Source organism: Lentibacillus kimchii (genome assembly GCF_055381965.1).
Map to the genome: position 1 here is coordinate 2,179,459 of NZ_AP043934.1, position 17,202 is coordinate 2,196,660.

General features: G+C 41.5%; 15 protein-coding genes. 8 read left to right on the forward strand and 7 right to left on the reverse strand.

What is annotated here, in order from left to right; translation table 11 throughout:
• Positions 1-540 carry a TetR/AcrR family transcriptional regulator gene (locus ACZ444_RS11580; RefSeq protein WP_382357913.1) on the reverse strand — a complete coding sequence of 180 codons (540 nt, stop codon included), beginning with the start codon at positions 538-540 and terminating at the stop codon, positions 1-3.
• 316 nt (positions 541-856) lie between these two features.
• On the opposite strand from ACZ444_RS11580, the gene ACZ444_RS11585 reads away from it, so the two are divergent.
• Complete coding sequence (locus tag ACZ444_RS11585) at positions 857-1,777, forward strand: NADP-dependent oxidoreductase (protein ID WP_382357914.1); 921 nt, start codon at positions 857-859, stop codon at positions 1,775-1,777.
• 103 nt (positions 1,778-1,880) lie between these two features.
• On the opposite strand, the gene ACZ444_RS11590 is transcribed toward ACZ444_RS11585, so the two are convergent.
• Both ACZ444_RS11590 and ACZ444_RS11595 read right to left on the reverse strand, forming a co-directional pair.
• Positions 1,881-4,775, reverse strand: a complete 2,895-nt coding sequence (locus ACZ444_RS11590; RefSeq protein ID WP_382357915.1) for a DEAD/DEAH box helicase — start codon at positions 4,773-4,775, stop codon at positions 1,881-1,883.
• A gap of 41 nt (positions 4,776-4,816) precedes the next feature.
• The gene (locus tag ACZ444_RS11595) at positions 4,817-5,209 is read right to left on the reverse strand and encodes a (deoxy)nucleoside triphosphate pyrophosphohydrolase (protein ID WP_382357916.1); all 393 of its coding nucleotides are present in this window, start codon (positions 5,207-5,209) and stop codon (positions 4,817-4,819) included.
• Between the two features lie 213 nt (positions 5,210-5,422).
• Between ACZ444_RS11595 and ACZ444_RS11600 the strand changes: the two genes are divergently transcribed.
• The 4 genes from ACZ444_RS11600 (at position 5,423) to msrA (ending at position 8,732) form a co-directional block, all read left to right on the forward strand.
• Positions 5,423-6,616 (forward strand): IS256 family transposase, encoded by a 1,194-nt coding sequence (locus ACZ444_RS11600; protein WP_464433219.1) that lies wholly within the window; start codon positions 5,423-5,425, stop codon positions 6,614-6,616.
• 164 nt (positions 6,617-6,780) lie between these two features.
• On the forward strand, positions 6,781-7,110 hold the full coding sequence (locus ACZ444_RS11605) for a hypothetical protein (RefSeq protein WP_382358980.1): 330 nt from the start codon (positions 6,781-6,783) through the stop codon (positions 7,108-7,110).
• Between the two features lie 35 nt (positions 7,111-7,145).
• Complete coding sequence (locus ACZ444_RS11610; RefSeq protein WP_382358978.1) at positions 7,146-7,802, forward strand: hypothetical protein; 657 nt, start codon at positions 7,146-7,148, stop codon at positions 7,800-7,802.
• 201 nt (positions 7,803-8,003) lie between these two features.
• Positions 8,004-8,732, forward strand: a complete 729-nt coding sequence (gene msrA, locus ACZ444_RS11615) for a peptide-methionine (S)-S-oxide reductase MsrA (RefSeq protein WP_382358976.1) — start codon at positions 8,004-8,006, stop codon at positions 8,730-8,732.
• A gap of 130 nt (positions 8,733-8,862) precedes the next feature.
• Here msrA and ACZ444_RS11620 read toward each other — a convergent pair whose 3' ends face one another.
• Positions 8,863-9,792, reverse strand: coding sequence for a glycine betaine ABC transporter substrate-binding protein (locus tag ACZ444_RS11620; RefSeq protein ID WP_382358974.1), 930 nt, complete (start codon positions 9,790-9,792; stop codon positions 8,863-8,865).
• 123 nt (positions 9,793-9,915) lie between these two features.
• Entirely contained in the window at positions 9,916-12,507 is a 2,592-nt protein-coding gene (locus ACZ444_RS11625) for an MMPL family transporter (protein ID WP_382358972.1), read from the reverse strand.
• Between the two features lie 147 nt (positions 12,508-12,654).
• On the opposite strand from ACZ444_RS11625, the gene ACZ444_RS11630 reads away from it, so the two are divergent.
• Positions 12,655-13,194, forward strand: a complete 540-nt coding sequence (locus ACZ444_RS11630; RefSeq protein ID WP_382358970.1) for a TetR/AcrR family transcriptional regulator — start codon at positions 12,655-12,657, stop codon at positions 13,192-13,194.
• 21 nt (positions 13,195-13,215) lie between these two features.
• On the opposite strand, the gene ACZ444_RS11635 is transcribed toward ACZ444_RS11630, so the two are convergent.
• Positions 13,216-13,899, reverse strand: coding sequence for a copper homeostasis protein CutC (locus tag ACZ444_RS11635; protein WP_382358968.1), 684 nt, complete (start codon positions 13,897-13,899; stop codon positions 13,216-13,218).
• A gap of 78 nt (positions 13,900-13,977) precedes the next feature.
• Positions 13,978-15,063, reverse strand: coding sequence for a carbohydrate kinase (locus tag ACZ444_RS11640; protein WP_382358966.1), 1,086 nt, complete (start codon positions 15,061-15,063; stop codon positions 13,978-13,980).
• Between the two features lie 193 nt (positions 15,064-15,256).
• Here ACZ444_RS11640 and ACZ444_RS11645 point away from each other — a divergent pair, with 193 nt between their 5' ends.
• Both ACZ444_RS11645 and ACZ444_RS11650 read left to right on the forward strand, forming a co-directional pair.
• Positions 15,257-16,222 (forward strand): carbohydrate kinase family protein, encoded by a 966-nt coding sequence (locus ACZ444_RS11645; RefSeq protein ID WP_382358964.1) that lies wholly within the window; start codon positions 15,257-15,259, stop codon positions 16,220-16,222.
• Between the two features lie 33 nt (positions 16,223-16,255).
• Positions 16,256-17,179: a pseudouridine-5'-phosphate glycosidase gene (locus tag ACZ444_RS11650; RefSeq protein ID WP_382358962.1), complete on the forward strand. Its 924-nt coding sequence runs from the start codon at positions 16,256-16,258 to the stop codon at positions 17,177-17,179.
• Positions 17,180-17,202: the final 23 nt, after the last annotated feature.

A 17,202-nucleotide genomic window follows, 5' to 3' on the forward strand; every position in this document is an offset into this window, starting at 1 on the left:
TCATTCCTCCCTTGTCAGCTGAATAAGCCTTTCTAAAACACGTTGACGCCGCGTTTCATTTAATGGCGCCAAACCGAATATTTCTGAAAACCAGAGCCCGTCGACTGCTAAACGCAAAATCGTGGCATTAACAGGCTCAAGTCCATCATGCTCAATATTGCTTTGCCATCCCTGATAAGCTTCCTGCACTGGTTTTAATAAATCAGGATTAATGCCAGCAGCAGCCATCAGGCCTGCATCCATACTTTCATCTGCCGAACTTTGCTGGAACGTTCCTTTGATAAATGACCGTGTCCATTTCCCCTGCTGTGAGGGATCATCACTGGCCTCTTGATTAATGAAATCTTTGTAGCGCTGCATCAGGTGTTGAATCATTCCTCCGATCAGCGCATCTTTAGATGGAAAATGATAAAGCAGACCGCCTTTACTAATTCCAGCGCGTTTCGCCGTCCCTTCCAATGTTAAATCCAGTATTCCATCTGATTGCACAATACCTGCAGCAGCTTCGAGAATTTTATCTTGCGTTTCTTGTTTAGACACAGCATAATTCCTTTCAATTTGGTTTATAGTTATATTATACCGTCCGGACGGTATAATGTCAAAAAATCAAATATCCTTCGACACTATTTCACATTTTATTACCCAGGAAATATTTTAAGGAATGACTAACAGACTGGCAGCTCAGGCTGCATTATCAGTCATTATAAACAGTTCCTTTGACTTTTCTGACTCATTCACCTTTAATTGACATTGTATTCAGCAAGCTACAAAAACGGCGGACTTACTCCTGCTTGCTGACACGGAATAAACTCTTAGCAATTTCCAATAAACATCTTGATCTGAGGAGGTATGCACCATGCAAGCATTTGTACGAACAGATTCGAGCAGTAACCATGTCGAAATCGCGGACGTCGCAGTTCCTGAGATTAGTAATAATGAAGTTCTCGTGCAGGTGGAGGCGTTTGGCGTTGGTATTCACGATCGATTTTTTATTCCAAAGAATACTGATTTTCCCTATCCAATTGGCACTGAAGGAGCAGGCAAAATTGTGCAGACCGGCAAGCAAGTGACCGATTTTGCAGTTGGCGATCGCGTGATATTTATGACCACTCTGCAGCCAAAAGGCGGTGCGTGGGCAGCATATGCTGTAACTGATCAGACAGCACTTATCCCTATGCCTGATGCTCTTAGCTTTCAGCAGGGCGCAGCCATTCCCGTTGCAGGTAACACTGCACTGGAAAGTATGCGTTCCCTTAGCCTTAATGAAGGCGATTCGCTTTTCATCGCTGGCGCATCCGGAGCGATCGGCACCTTTGTCATTCAGCTGGCAGCAGCTAAAGGCATCCACGTAGCCGGCTCAGCCTCAGCTCAAAATCATGACTATATGGAATCCCTTGGTGCAGAAAAAACGGTCGATTATCATGACCCTGACTGGCAAACGCACATTAACGAGTGGTCCAATGGCGGTGTGACAGCTGCTTTGGCTATACAGCCGGAAACTGGAAAAGACAGCATGGACATTGTTAAGGACAGTGGAAGAGTCATCACCGTATCAGGCGGCCAGTTTGAAGCTGAACGTGATATAACCGTTGAGCAAATCGGCCATCATGATGATAGTCAAAAAGAGGTTATTCAGCTTGTTCAAAACATTGCTGACGACAAAATTAAGCTGGTTATCGAAAACGCTTATCCATTTGAACAAGGCTTAGATGCTCTTCAAAAAACAGAAACCAGACATGCCCGGGGCAAATTGGTGGTCACACGTCCGAGTGAGTAATCGTAAGAAGTTAGGTTTCTAAAAAATGGCGATTCATATGACAACAAAAGCGAACAGTCCAAAAACTGTTCGCTTTTACCAATTCAAATGATCAACCACTAACTTACGCATCAACGATATAATGATACATTCGTTGCTCAATCGGTTGATCTAAAACCATATTCATATGAACGACTGGGACCATTTGTCCTTTTGTATTCGGCATGGTTGTTTGCTCGACCGACCTTTTATCTGGCAATGGTCTCCCTAGATAATAAAAGTCGCCCCCATCTTCATCATCGCTTTTTTTGACAAACAAATGAATATCTATCCCCTGTTCTTTCGCATAGATAATTTTTTGTACTTCACTAGATGAGATATTGACATTGTTTCGCGATTCCCACTTCATTATTTCTGGACTTATCAACTCATCGCCGTAAGCTACACTATCATCAACTTGAGAGTCTTTGTGGTACGTCACAAATATCGGACATGTCTGATGTTTGACTTTATAACCAAACATCGTACCTTTCTCATCTTTGTCCCAATTTAATAGTCTGCATACATCTTTTCTCGTGTATTTTTCATAACGGGTGAGTCCGTTTCCTGTTCCATACCTCTCGCTTCGTTTCAAACCGGTTTGAATAACATCCTCGACTAAATGCTTGAACTGGGTATTAACCTCTAAACTCTTTTGTATTTTATGATTAAAAGAGTAGTTGTTATCTGCGTCCCATTGAACAATTGGCATCGTACCATACTTATCCTTATCCTTTTGTGTGAAGAAAGATAAATTAAATATGCGATGCACCGACTTCAGAGTATCCTGATCAACCAAACAACCAGAATCTCGTAAAGCGTCCAGGTAAGTGTTATAGGTTATTGTCTGTTTTCTTAATAACTGATCAAGTAGAATCAGTTCATGCTGACGTTTCCCATTTAAAAATTCTAAGGTGAACATCGTTAGAATACTAGTTTCATAAGAAGAAAATCCTTGAACATCCTCCCTCATTTTGATTAAGAAGGTATAATAATTTTTAAATTTGTTCGCAATAACAACAGGATCAATTGAATGATTTATGATAAAATCATACAGATAAGGCGTTCTACCTATGCGATTTTTCAATGCTGCAAAAGCATCTTGAATTGTCCTCATCGACGTCAACTTACTCGCATTGATCGAGTCAAATATCTGTTTCTTTGCAATCTCTTCAAAGTTGACAGTAGAAACACCTTTAATATAGCTGCTTTCTGTCGTACGTCTGCGGATATTATCTTTGTTTTGCGATCCATCTCCTGATAGAGCAATCGGTATTAAATAATTGTTTTTATAGTTACCAATGAAGTCGATGATTGTGGCAAAGTCTTTGGACCCATGTTTGCGTAGTCCACGGCCTAATTGCTGAATGAAAACGATACTGGATGCGGTCTGCCTTAACATGACGATCTGATTAATGCTAGGAATATCAATACCTTCATTAAAAATATCGACAGTCAAAATATAGTCGAGCGCACCATTTTCGAGACGGTCGACCTGATGCAATCTTTCCTCTTGTGAACTCTTTCCTGTTAGCGCAGCTGTCCGGTAACCTCTTTCATTCAAAGCTTGTGATAGTTCAATAGCTTCTTGTTGGCGGCTGCAAAACATGATCCCTTTAACCCTGTCACCTGAGTGACCATAATAATGAACCTTGTCCATAATATGTTCAACGCGCTCATCTGTTACAAGATTGGATAACATCGTCGTATCATCAATGAGTTGCCCGTTATATTCAAAATCAGTCACACCAAAATAGTGAAACGGGGAGAGCATATCCTCTTCAAGGGCCTCTTGCAGCCGGATTTCATACGCAATATTGTAATTAAATAGCTCAAATATATTAAAATCGTCCGTGCGCTCTGGCGTGGCAGTCATACCTAACAAGAAGTCGGGATTGAAATAATCAAGGACTTTTAAATAGGAAGAAGCTCCTGCTTTATGAACCTCATCAACTAAAATATAATCAAATTCCTGAGTGCTAAACTGATTTAACACATCTTGTTTGGAGATCGTTTGTATCGTTGCAAATAAGTACGTCACATTTGTTTGCTTGCTCGAACCTGATAGAATGCCAAAATCTTTGTCCATTCCTCCCATAACGCGTTGGAAATCGGCCATGGCTTGTTCTAAAATTTGCGCACGATGAACAATAAATAACATACGTATTGGGGCCACACGACGGACATCAAACGCTGCTAAGTACGTTTTGCCCGTTCCGGTTGCAGAAATAACAAGTCCTCTATCCTGCCCTTCATCTCTAACAGCTTGTATATGTTTCAAGGCTTCTTCCTGCATCTTATTTGGCTGAATCGTTACGGCTTCTCTTACTGGATTGGCACCGTACGTTTTAGGTAATTCCATCACTTTGTTTGCTGTCTCGTAAGTTTCAGGCTCATACATGGCTTCATAGCTCGCAATCCAATCGTCGGTTAATAGACTGGCTTGCTCCCATGCCCTTTCAAATTGATCTTTAAAGTGTGCAATAACCTCACCATTCTGATGGGATGTGACTTTTATATTCCATTCATAGTTTACTTTTAAGGCTTGGGCCGTAAGATTTGAACTACCAACGATCAACGAAACATGTTGATCATGGTCGAATATGTAACCTTTTGAATGAAATCCTTCTAAACTGGTTAGTCGAACTTCTACATTCGTAATCTTCATGAGCTCTTTGAATACTTTGGGCTGATTAAAATGTAAAAACGTAGACGTTAAAATGCGTCCACGCACACCTCTTCTTTTGAGATCCAACAATTGGGATTTTAAAGTAGCAAGACCACTTTCTGTAATAAATGCCACCGAAAAAATGAATGACTGACAAGTATCAAGCTCGTCAACCAGAGATGTTAATACATGTTCATTCGCTCGCGTATCGTTCACTAATAACTCAGGTTTATATCTGCCTGCTGTACCAATATTCTGATCAATAAACCCTTTATATAAAGAATTCTCTAAGTTACTTAAAAAATCTTCCACATAATCACCGCAATACAAGTGTAATTCATTTTAGTTGTCAATTAATCTCTAGCTAACTTATCGACTGCTGGAATATCAGCCGCAGCCCAATCGAGTGTTAGTAATTCTTCTTTTGGCAACCACGTGAATGTTGCATGTTCGGTCAAGACTGGCTCACCTTTCAGCAGTTCACAATAAAACGTTGTTAAATGAACAATCCCAAAGTCGTATTCATAGACGGTATGATCGACTTGTTCACCAACTTGAATATCACAACGCATTTCTTCTTGTATCTCCCGCTGAAGAGCTTGTTTAGCGCTTTCCCCTTCTTCTATTTTCCCACCAGGAAATTCCCATTTATAGGGTAATGTTTTTGTCTCACCTCTCTGAGCACAAAGAATTTGCTCCAGATTGACAATAACAGCACCAACCACATGGATGTTTTTTTTGCTCATTAAGACCTCTCCTATTGTTGATTGTCTTTGTAAATCATTATACTGGAATAATGAGGGCTATTTAAAGAGAATAAAACGTTCCTTCACCGCACTGGATCGAGAGCGTAAAATAGTTTGTGTAAATCGCAATGACTCAATAATGGTCATAGAAAAAGGAAGACCCTTTCCTGTAGAATAGAGTTAGCCAAAACACACCCACAGGAGGTCTTCCCTATGAGCCATCTTACTACAGATTTGCTTGAATCACTAGCCCAAAAACAGGATATTGAAGAAGTTTTTCGCCATCACTTGGAAACAGCGATCAATCAGCTTTTAAAACACGAATTAACAGCTTTTCTGGACTATGAGCCTTATGAGCAGGCTGGCGTTAACTCTGGTAATTCCCGTAACGGATTTTATGGCCGTACGTTTAAGACAGAATACGGCAACCTTGAGCTGCATATTCCCAGAGATCGCAACGGTGCCTTTCAGCAACAAACCCTGGCACCCTATAAACGTTCCAACGACACACTGGAACAGTTTATCATCCACCTGTACGAAAAGGGCATCACAACGGATGAAATCGCCGATTTGATCGAAAAAATGTATGGTCAGCACTATTCCAAACAAACTGTATCCAACCTGACACAGCTTGTGTCAGAAGATGTTAAGGCTTTTCATGAGCGAACGCTGGAACAGCGTTATGTCTGCATTTATCTGGATGCCACGCAAATTCCAATCCGGCGTCAAAGCGTTGAAAAGGAATCGGTCTATATCGCCATTGGCATTGCGGAAGATGGCGGCAAAGAAGTGCTCGACTTCACCATCGCCCCAACGGAATCCGCCGAGGTGTGGGAGGAGCTCGTTCAGCGCTTATATGATCGCGGTGTTGAACACGTCCTTCTTTTCATTTCGGACGGCTTGAACGGCATGACGGATGCGCTGCATCGTGTCTATCCCAAGGCTAAACATCAGGTGTGCTGCGTTCATGTTTCCCGCAACATCGCTAACAAAGTACGTGTGAAAGATCGTGCCGTCATTCTGGATGATTTCAGGGCTGTCTATGAGGCTGAAAGCCGCCAGGATGCTTTAAATGCCCTGGAACAATTTCAAAACAAATGGCATAAGACGTATCCACGTGCTGTCGATGCCGTGATGAAACAGGATCGCTTATTAACGTTTTATGATTTTCCGGCATCCATCCGATCCAGCATCTATACAACAAACCTCATCGAAGGATTTAACAAGGAAATCAAACGCTACGTCAAACGCAAAGAACAATTTCCAAATGAAGATGCCCTGGAACGTTTCCTGGTGACCCAGTTTTTAGATTATAACCATAAGTTCGGTATGCGGTGCCACAGAGGCTTCAAAAAAGCAAAGCCTGAATTACTGCAGATGTTTGAATCGCTGGAGGAACAAGTTTAAACGACTAAAACACTGGCTAACTAAATTCAAAAGGGATAGGGTCATTTACACAAAATTATTGACGCCCCCACTGGATCATCCCACACCAAATATGTCAAAATAAGAATAACAATATTCCCCTCAGCTGGTATTATTATAGTAATCTGAAATCTGGAGGCATGACAATGGAAAGTGTTTCAATACAGGCATTAAAAGCATTAGTGGAAACAAAAATCGACAGTAAGACGCTTATGAAAGTTATCTGGAACAATCAGGAAAAACTTACACTGTTCATCAAACCAAATATTAGCATCCATTCCGTTATCTATGATAAAAGAGACGGTTATCTTTTTTATGATCCGGACGGAAAACGCGTGACACAGACCATCCCACTGATTGTACCGGAAGATCATCTGGCTGATGGCAAAGTGCTTCTGGGCGGCGGTCTGCTGCTGAACGATCACCCCTTGTCCAAGGAGGATATTGCATTTTTACAGAATCATCCATTATCCTGACAAAATAAGTGTTCGCCATTTAAGGAGGAAGTAACGTGCGTTTGCGTGCTTTAACAGTCATTCTTTTTTTATTGGCATTGGTTTTAACCGCGTGTTCTGATGATACGAAACCGGTTGGTCCTGATAAGAAAGGCGATGCGACGATTGCCGAAGCAGATTTGACCGACTTTGACAAAAAGTTAATGAATCTAGCCACTGATATGTCTTTCGCCTATGACATCCAGCTTCATAATCAGGAGGCGAAAGAGCTGCAAGTTACGGTGGAACACTATCAGAACGGCGAAAAAGTGAATGAAATTCTCAATATGGCATCCGGTTTAAAAAATGTGAAACCGTCTGATAACCTGAAGGTCGTATTTTTACGGCAAAAGGCCGGTGAGGGACAGGAAAAATGGGTTGGCTCGGTTATAAGAGCTAATGGCTCTTCCAGCGTTGAAAACACTGTGGAGGCGCCTTCTGATGATTACGCCAGTGTCTCCTCAGGCGGGATCAGTTCCCAAACATCCTTTACCATAGGCGAGCGGCAATACGCATCAACGATTATTCACACCAATCAGCATAGCGTTTCACAGCGGACCGATTTGGACACAGACGAAGCTATTAAACAAGCGACCGACTATGAAGACGTCTATCTTTTGTCAGTACGATTGAATAAACAACAGGGTAAGCTAAAGAAAGAGGCTGAACGTTAAAAAGACGCTTGGGAAACATATTTTTCCAGGGATGACTATTTAATGAGGCACCTGTCACGTTTGACTGGTGCTTTTTTTCGTTCACACCTCCGCTTGCGTCAGGCGTTTTTCTCTTTTTTAAGCATGATCCATGTTAAACTGAAAATAACTTTTGAGAAAATAAGCCAGCCAAGACTCCTTTCCGGAAAGAGGTGCTAACGGATGCAATTCCTGTATAAATCTGGTGCTGTTATACTGTTCTTCCTGCTGCTCGCTGGATGCGGCGGACAGTTGCAGGGTTCAGCTGACAATAACCACCCGGATCAGGCATCCTCTAAACAAGAAGAAGGCTACATGATCAAAGAGGATGTGGACAATATTAATGATCATCTTGATTACGAAGACCGCAAGACAGATACCATCTATATGGCGGGTGGCTGTTTCTGGGGTGTGGAAGCCTATATGAGCCGTATTTATGGTGTGGCTGATGTTGTTTCCGGATACGCGAATGGTGAAGGCAGTGATCCCAGTTACGCAGACGTCGTAAAAGGCGATGAACACTTTGCTGAGACCGTCAAAGTGACCTATGATCCTGAACGTGTTTCATTGGACACGTTAATCAATCGGCTATTTAAAGTGATTGACCCGACGAGCAAAAATCAGCAGGGTAATGATGTCGGTGAAGCATACCGGACGGGGATTTATTATGCAGATAAAGCAGATGAGGAAACCGTAAAAAGCGCGGTTGCGGATGAACAGGCCTATTATGATGATGCTATTGAGACGGAAGCTAAACAGCTGGATAACTTTTACAAAGCTGAAGAGATGCACCAGGACTATTTAGAGAAAAATCCGAATGGTTATTGTCATATTAATTTAACGACTGCCAATGATTTCGCGATCGAGCCAATTGAGAAGGATAAAGACATTGTGAAAAAGCTGAGCCAATAGCGCAGCCGGGCGCTATCAGTCAGCGCCCGGTCCATATATTCTTCCGTTTCGTTTCAAATGTCTTAACGCGGCCGGAACTGTTTAGACATCATCATCTCTTATCGTCGTGAATGATAAAGAACGTTTGAACTTATTTCTTTTCAACGTCTTGCTTCCACTTATCAATTCTGTGAGTATGATCGTCTACAAAGTCTTCCGCTACTTTTTCAGCATTCTCTTCTTTGACGAAAATGCGTTTCATAAGCTTATTTTCATCCTCTTTGTTCCAGTCATCGGCCATTCTTGTTGCAATTTTATAAGCGGCAGGATGTGCGGCCTGAAAATCTTTATTAAAGACTAAATTAATATGATCATCATTTCCACCATAAATTTTGTCTGGATCTTTTAGCATTTTTAAATCCAATTCGTTAAAGATCCAATGGGGCTGCCAGCCCGTTATAATAATGGGATCTTGGTTTTTATAGGCTTCCTGAAGCTCAGATAACATGGATAATTCGGTTCCTTTCTTTAGATCCCACTTATCCAAATCATTGTCGTCAAGTCCTTTTTCGGTATTTTTCATAATACCCGTTCTTGGATCGATACCTACAATGGTCCAATCGACCGACTTGCCCAAATCTTTATTGTCTTTCAGATCATTAATCGACTCGACATCATCCATATACTCTGGTACTGCCAGAGAGAGGGAAGCATTATCAATGACATTATCACTGTCATAAATGTCTAAGTCATCTCCATATTTATCAAGATATGCTTTGTCAGTGGCGGGAAACCAGCCTGACGTGTTTAAGGTATCCTTATTTTCTGCTGTACTTGCAAACATTGGTCCCGTCGCTCCAACTTGAGTAGAGGTAACGTTATAGCCAACATCTTCGAGTACTTGAGCTAATACAAGTGAACGCGCCGTTGATCCAGCCCCAATATAAGGAATTTCGATATCTTCTCCTCCTATTTCAACATTGCCATCAGTGGAGGAGGTCCCGCCACTGCATGCAGCTAATAGGCCAGATAAAGAAAGAGCTATAATTAACCCCGCGATTTTAAAGTTGCTTTTATGCATGAAACAAATCCTCCTTTATGAATCAAAACCTTAAAGCAAGCAAACTATAGTGACCTTTCGTCAGGTACTTTTGAATATAGTTTGCTGCTTTTAGGAAACAAGCTGACAAAATGCAGTCTAACTTTAGTCGTTATTTTTGTTGTCTTCGTTGTTTTCGTTACCTTTATCAACAAGTTTGGAAATGATATCATTTATTTTTTCAACATTTTGGTTTTGCTGATTCAATAACTTCAATATCTCATCATCGCTTAATTTTCCTTCTAACTCTTTGGCTGGCTCGCTTGAGTGAACGTTTTTCATTAGCTCTTGTTGATTACTAATCTCCTCATCTGTCATTTTTGAAGTATACTTATCATAGATTTCCCGGTGATTTTCTCTTGCGTATTCCATTAACGCATTAAATAATACACCGTTAAACAATGTGCTGCGATCTGGTGATACTTCCAGTAAATCATGGTACAGATGTTCTGTTTGATTATCCATTTCTATATCGGATAAAGGTGCCATTTGTTCATCTTCTGAATCAGCTGATGACTGATAACCCGCTGATAACGTTTGGTCAGAATGCATTTTCTCCTCCAGCGCATACCCTTCAATATCAATCTTAGGCAAGACGCGATTGAGCCATTTTGGAAGATACCACGAAGCATTCCCAAATAATTTCGTAAGGGCAGGTATCAATGTCAGGCGAACGATAAAGGCATCAAATAACACGCCAAATGCAAGTGCAATACCAAGTGATTTAATGATGACATCATCTTGGAATACGAAAGCAATAAACACACTAAACATAATCAAAGCTGCCGCCACAATCACCGGTCCACTTTCTTTAATGCCTACTTTAATAGAATGCTCGTTATCGTGTGTCTTACTATATTCCTCATGAATTCGTGTCATTAAGAAAAGTTCATAATCAATAGCGAGTCCGAATAACAAGCCAATTACAATCACTGGTAAAAAGGCAAGTAATGGCCCCGGTGTATCGACTCCAAACAATCCGCTTATAAAGCCATCTTGCATAACAAGCGTGGTGAATCCTAAGGTTGCTGCTAATGAAAGGACAAACCCTAATACTGCTTTCAATGGAACAATAATCGACCTAAACACAAGCATCAACAGCACAAAAGCCAGCGCAACAATGACACCAGCGAAAACTGGTATCGCATCGTTCAGCTTTTCAGACATATCAATGTTAATCACACTTTGTCCTGAAATTTCGGTATCAAAGTTATATAAGTCTTTTGCCTGATCACTGTAATCCCGCAAATCATGGACAAGATTATTCGTTGATTCCGAATTCGGACCATCATCGGGAATGATTCCTACTAATGCATAATCATTGGCTGGCGTTAATTGTGCTGGCGCAACCGTATCAACGTTGTCCATATCCGCAATATCATCAGTCATATTTTGTAAGTCCTGGTTCAGCGCATCTCCGTCTTGTTTATCTTTCGTATTAACCAACATGGCAATTTGCCCGTTATATCCTTCGCCAAAGTCTTCTGAAATAATTTCATATGCTTTATGCTGTGTTGAATCATTTGGCTTCATGCCATCATCAGGCAGGCCTAATCTCATATGTGACATAGGAATAATGGCCAATCCAAGAACAACCAAAACGAGAAACACCGCTAGAGCTGGTTTTCCAACGACAAATTTTGACCAAGGCGTTTCTACATGATCTTTTGTCTCCGTTTTGTTGGCCTTTGGCTGCACACGTTTATGGAAAATGCTAATGAAAGCCGGTAATAACGTGAGAGCACTTAAGACAGCAATAAACACACTAATCGCAGAGGAGAAGCCCATCACTGCTAAGAAATCAATACCAACAAGGGATAAACCGCAAACGGCAATAATCACAGTGATACCAGCAAATATAACAGCGCTTCCTGCTGTCCCTACGGCGAGGCCAATCGCCTTCACATGGTCTCTTTCTGTTTTAGCAATTTGTCTATATCTGAATAAAATAAACAACGCATAATCAATACCAACCGCAAGGCCTATCATAATCGCAAGCGTCAATGTCACATTGGGAATATCAAACGCGAAGGTTAATAATGCGATAATACCGACACTTGACCCTAACCCGAGCAATGCACTTAGTATTGGCATACCTGCGACAATCAGCGAACCAAATGTGACTAATAATACTATGAACGCAATGACAATCCCTACGACTTCAGGAAGTCCGCCAAATTCTAAATCTTCCATGCCGCTCCCCGTTAACTCTGTTTGAAGCATATGATCTTCTTTTAAGTCATCTAATTCATGCTCTACATTCGTTTTAGATGCTTCTTTCAAAGACGTTTGAGCGGTAACGTAGTTCACATCAGCAAATGCTGTTGTCCCGTCATCATTAATTCGCTTAGCTTCATACGGGTCTGTAACACTTGCTACGTAATCGTCATTTCTCTTGATATCAGTTAAGGTATCCTGAATATCATTTTTGGTATCCTCTTCTGTAATACCATTATCTGTGTTCGACTTAAAGACAATACGTATTTTAGCTTTTTCACTGTCTTGATTAAATTCGTCCCCGATTTTTTCATTTGTATCGATAGATTTTAGACCGTTCATTTTAATATCGCTGTCAAACTTAGGGGCATTCGTGGTGAGCGGCGTAATGATGGCTATTAACAATACTAGCCAAATAAGCACACTCCACCATTTGTGTTTTGCAAAAAATGAGCCTACTTTATATAAGAAATTAGCCAAGGTATGACCTCCTACAAAAAAATCGTATAATCTAAGTAAATAATATACATATCATACGATAACAGGTTATAATTAATAACATATAAATCATAGAGTTAATTTTATTAATCTATATAGTTAAACTACAGATAAAGGGGATAATGTAGATTGAATCAGAACGATTTACGTGTCATTAAAACAAAAAACTTACTTTCTACGTCTTTATTCCATCTGCTGGAGGAAAATGGATTGTCTTCCATCACAATCAAGATGATTTGTGATAATGCTTTAGTCCATCGCACCACTTTTTACAAACACTTTCAGGACAAATATGACCTGTTAGTTTATCTATTCAAGGGATACTCGAAAAACTATTTTGAATTAGACATTAAAACACGGATTAATTCGCCCATAGAGTCTATAAATTATATTATCACTTCAAAAATTAAAGGGATTCAGCAAAAACAAAAAAAAGAGCCCGAATTTCACGAGATATTAACTAATTATTTTGTTGGTGTATTAGAAAATGATATCCAGGCCAATATAAAACGTTTTCGCATTGATTCTAATGTGCCAGAAAGCTTAATTATATATATTTACAGGGCAAACCTTGATGCTATTTTAAAATGGGCTCGTGAAAATAAAATCAACAAAACGTCACAAGAATTAGATCAAATTTTTCATCAGGTTATTAAAATGGAAATTTAGCAGATTTATTAATGAAGGCGTTCAAGTGCTTATTGCCTTTTTCACCCTGGCCATGCGTTCACTGTCAAATGAATTAGCAAACGAGTCATGCACCCTGACAGCTTTACCAAAATGATACTGATCAGCCAAGACATTACGATGAATAGCCGCAATGTTATCTGTATTCAGCCCGCCTCCGGGCATAATAGCCGGTCCGCCTGTCTCATGTTTCATTTGCAGCAGATCCTGAAGATTATCGGCGCTCAGCATTTTCCCGCCGGAAGTCAGGATGCGCTTCACATGTGTTTGGTACTTAGCCAGCGTCATATAAGCGTCTCGCTGTGAAGGAACCTCATCAAACGCCTTATGAAACGTTATGTCCAATTCGGGAAAACGTTCCGTCAGTTCCCTCAGAACAGTCTCATTAATCGTGCCATCTTTATTTAATACGCCAAAAACGATTCTGTGGCCGCCCATATCAGTCAACGCCTGAATGTCCTCGAAAATAATCGCCTTATCACTGGTCGTATAATGGTAATGAAAACTATGCGGACGTATCATGACTTGAACTGGAATCGATACGCTCTGCAGCACTTGTTTGATCGTCCCGCAGCTAGGTGTAAGCCCTCCTTCTGAGATTGCGGAGACAAGTTCAAGCCGATCGGCACCCAGTTCCTCCGCCTGTTTGGCCTCGTCCCCATTTTGTACAATAACTTCCAGCTTCATCGCTATCTCCCTCTTTCTGACATTTAGCTATATACGCGTAACAGAATTAGATTGTCTTCCAATAGAATTTTTCCCGCATCAATCGGGCCTTATCATCCTGTGCAGTTTTTCCGGTTTAAGCTGGCTGGATATCGATGCCTCGGTCTGCAGCGTCAGTTCCATTCCCGCAAGACCCAGCTGACAGGCATCGCGCAACGATTCGCCATGCAAAATACCATACACAACACTTGCTCCCAGGGCGTCACTAATGCCCGTATCATCAGTCACTTCCGTTTCAAAAGGCGTCAGAAGGCCTGCTTCACCTGCAGCATAATAATAGACACCTCCATCGTCCAGATTAATAACCACCCGTTTCACACCGCGCTGGCTCAACGTTTCACAAACTGCTTCACACGTGCTGACTGAATGAATCGGTTTGCCGTACAGTGCTTCCGCCTCATCTTTACTGAGGATCAGCAATTCTGTACCATCCAGACGTTCTGGCAGTTTAAGAGCTTTAGTTGACGAAACGGGATCGATATACAATGGGATGTTTTCCTGAAAACTTCGATCAATTATATAATGAACACAAGCAGCAGGCAGATTTGTATCTAAAAAGATGCCTGCTGACGTAATTGCTGACCACTTTTCCTCCAGCATCGCAATTGTCAGATGCTCATAAATGTTCATGTCTGCCATTGAGACAACACTTTTCCCATTCGCATCCAATAACGTTGTGAAAGTACCGGTACCGCTTGCCGCAAATTTCCAAACCTGACTCACATCAACACCAGCACTTTTCGTTTCATTTAACAGCCAATGGCCTTCCTTATCATCTCCGACACAGGCCATCAGTTGTGTATTATAGCCTAAGTACCGCAGATTTTCAGCATAATTGCGTGCCACGCCGCCACACGTTTCTTTCGTTCTGACAGGATTCGACGTATTCAGACGAACGTCCTGCTCTGCCCTTGCTTTACGGTCAACATTCATGCCCCCCAGACAAGTGATCATAGACATGTCGTTTAACACATAGGCACGCCCCCTAATGTCGCCGCTTTTTATTAATTTGGTTATGTAATTGGCGACCGCTGGACGTGACAGGCCTATTCTATTTGATAACTCCTGCTGAGAGATAAATGGATTCATCCGGATTTGATATAAGATTTCGTTTTCTTTACTCATTGGCACGACCTCTCTTTACAAATTTAGTTTAGGTTAATGACACACATTTGTAAATCATTCGGATACATACAGTCAAAAATTCTATCTTTCCTCTCGTAAGAAAACTATAAAATTATTGACAATCTAGCAGGAAAGCGAATACAATAAACTTATGTTTAATTACTAAACTTTTGTTTAGTAGTGAGGTGACAATATGAAGAAGGATCCGTACCAAGAATCGCCTATAATCTGTATTGGCGGGGCAAACGTCGATCGCAAATTCTATTTAAAATCGAATATGGTCAGTGAAACATCCAATCCAGTTCAATCCAGCAGTTCAGCAGGAGGTGTGGCCAGAAATATAGCCGAAAACTTAGGCAGGCTGGGTGAACATGTCAAATTGATCACAGCAAGTGGCTATGATGCTGCGTGGCAGGAAATAGCCAATGGGTCTTACTCATTTATGGATTTAAGTGCTGCTGCTCAATTTGAAGAACAGGCTACCGGCTCTTACACTGCTGTACTCGATAAAAACGGTGATCTGGCAATAGCCTTTGCCGATATGGAAGTATTTGACGCAATCACGCCCGATTTATTACAGGAAAAGCAAGCCACTTTAAAAACAGCAAAATGCATTGTCGTTGATTTAAATTGCTCACAGGATACGATCGATTTTCTTTGCCGGTTTGCGGTGAAAGAGCAGATTCCTTTAGCAATTATTCCGGTTTCTGCCCCAAAAATGGCGAATCTGCCGGCAGCACTTGATGCTGTCAATTGGCTCATTATCAATAAAGATGAAACAGAGACATTTATGAATATGATGATACAAAACCACAAGGACTGGGAGCACGCTGTCCAAAACTGGTTAGACTGTGGTATCCAAAATGTTGTTATAACAAATGGTGCTGAGGGGGCCATGGCTGGAAATGAGCATGACGGCGTATGTTATTATCCGTCCATTGACACCCCTGTCATTACGGATGTAACCGGCGCTGGTGACTCTTTTTGTTCAGCTGTCATACATGCCTGGCTGCAAGATCAGTCACTAGATACCAACATTCAATCGGGTATGGTTAATGCACATAAAACCATCATGTCAAACCAAACGGTAAGAACCGATTTATCATCTGCTCAGCTGGCTGCAGATGTCAAGCGAGCCATTAATGCTCCTAACCATTAATACATGTTTATGACCATAAGGAGGAACAAAAATATGAAACAATATCTCGAATTTTCGCAAGAGGTGCAGCAGGCTAAAGACAATGGACAAGCCATTGTTGCATTGGAATCGACCATCATTTCACACGGTATGCCTTATCCGCAAAATGTCCAGATGGCCCGGGATGTTGAAACGATTGTCCGTGATAACGGAGCCGTGCCAGCCACCATTGCCATTATGAACGGCCAGATCAAAATCGGTCTATCTGATCAGGAACTTGAAATGTTTGGCAGCAGTGATGATGTCGCCAAAGTTTCAAGACGGGATATAGCTCAGGTCGTTGCCTCTGGCAAGCTGGGTGCAACGACTGTCGCGACCACGATGATTTGTGCTGAATTAGCCGGCATCGAAACATTTGTGACAGGCGGCATTGGCGGTGTGCACAGAGGTGCCGAAACAACCATGGACATATCGGCCGATCTGGAGGAATTAGCCCGTACAAACGTTGCAGTTGTCTGTGCCGGTGCGAAATCGATTCTTGATTTAGGGCTCACAATGGAATACCTGGAAACAAAAGGCGTCCCTGTCATCGGCTATGAAACCGATTATTTACCTGCCTTTTTCACAAGAGAGAGCGATCAGTTGCTGCCATCCTCAACAGATTCAACAGATGGCGTGGCTGAAACGATGAAAACCAAATGGGACTTGCAGCTGGATGGCGGGATTGTCATTGCTAACCCGGTTCCTCAAAAAGATGCCATGGATGCCGATTACATTAATAAGATTATTAATGATGCCCTTAAAGAGGCAGAAGAAAAGCATATTTCCGGTAAAGACACAACCCCATTTCTGCTTGCAAAAGTAACAGAGATGACTGAAGGCAAAAGCCTTGATGTCAATATAGCACTGGTTAAACACAACGCGAAAATCGGCAGTCAAATTGCCGTGAGCTATAACAGGCAAGTTAATCAATCCTAAAATGATCACCTGAACCTTGTCCC

Coding starts and splice junctions, on each gene's coding strand:
- ACZ444_RS11650 (WP_382358962.1), top strand. CDS start 16,256: ATGAAACAATATCTCGAATTTTCGCAAGAGGTGCAGCAGGCTAAAGAC.
- msrA (WP_382358976.1), top strand. CDS start 8,004: ATGCAATTCCTGTATAAATCTGGTGCTGTTATACTGTTCTTCCTGCTG.
- ACZ444_RS11640 (WP_382358966.1), bottom strand. CDS start 15,063: ATGAGTAAAGAAAACGAAATCTTATATCAAATCCGGATGAATCCATTT.
- ACZ444_RS11645 (WP_382358964.1), top strand. CDS start 15,257: ATGAAGAAGGATCCGTACCAAGAATCGCCTATAATCTGTATTGGCGGG.
- ACZ444_RS11595 (WP_382357916.1), bottom strand. CDS start 5,209: ATGAGCAAAAAAAACATCCATGTGGTTGGTGCTGTTATTGTCAATCTG.
- ACZ444_RS11585 (WP_382357914.1), top strand. CDS start 857: ATGCAAGCATTTGTACGAACAGATTCGAGCAGTAACCATGTCGAAATC.
- ACZ444_RS11620 (WP_382358974.1), bottom strand. CDS start 9,792: ATGCATAAAAGCAACTTTAAAATCGCGGGGTTAATTATAGCTCTTTCT.
- ACZ444_RS11605 (WP_382358980.1), top strand. CDS start 6,781: ATGGAAAGTGTTTCAATACAGGCATTAAAAGCATTAGTGGAAACAAAA.
- ACZ444_RS11600 (WP_464433219.1), top strand. CDS start 5,423: ATGAGCCATCTTACTACAGATTTGCTTGAATCACTAGCCCAAAAACAG.
- ACZ444_RS11635 (WP_382358968.1), bottom strand. CDS start 13,899: ATGAAGCTGGAAGTTATTGTACAAAATGGGGACGAGGCCAAACAGGCG.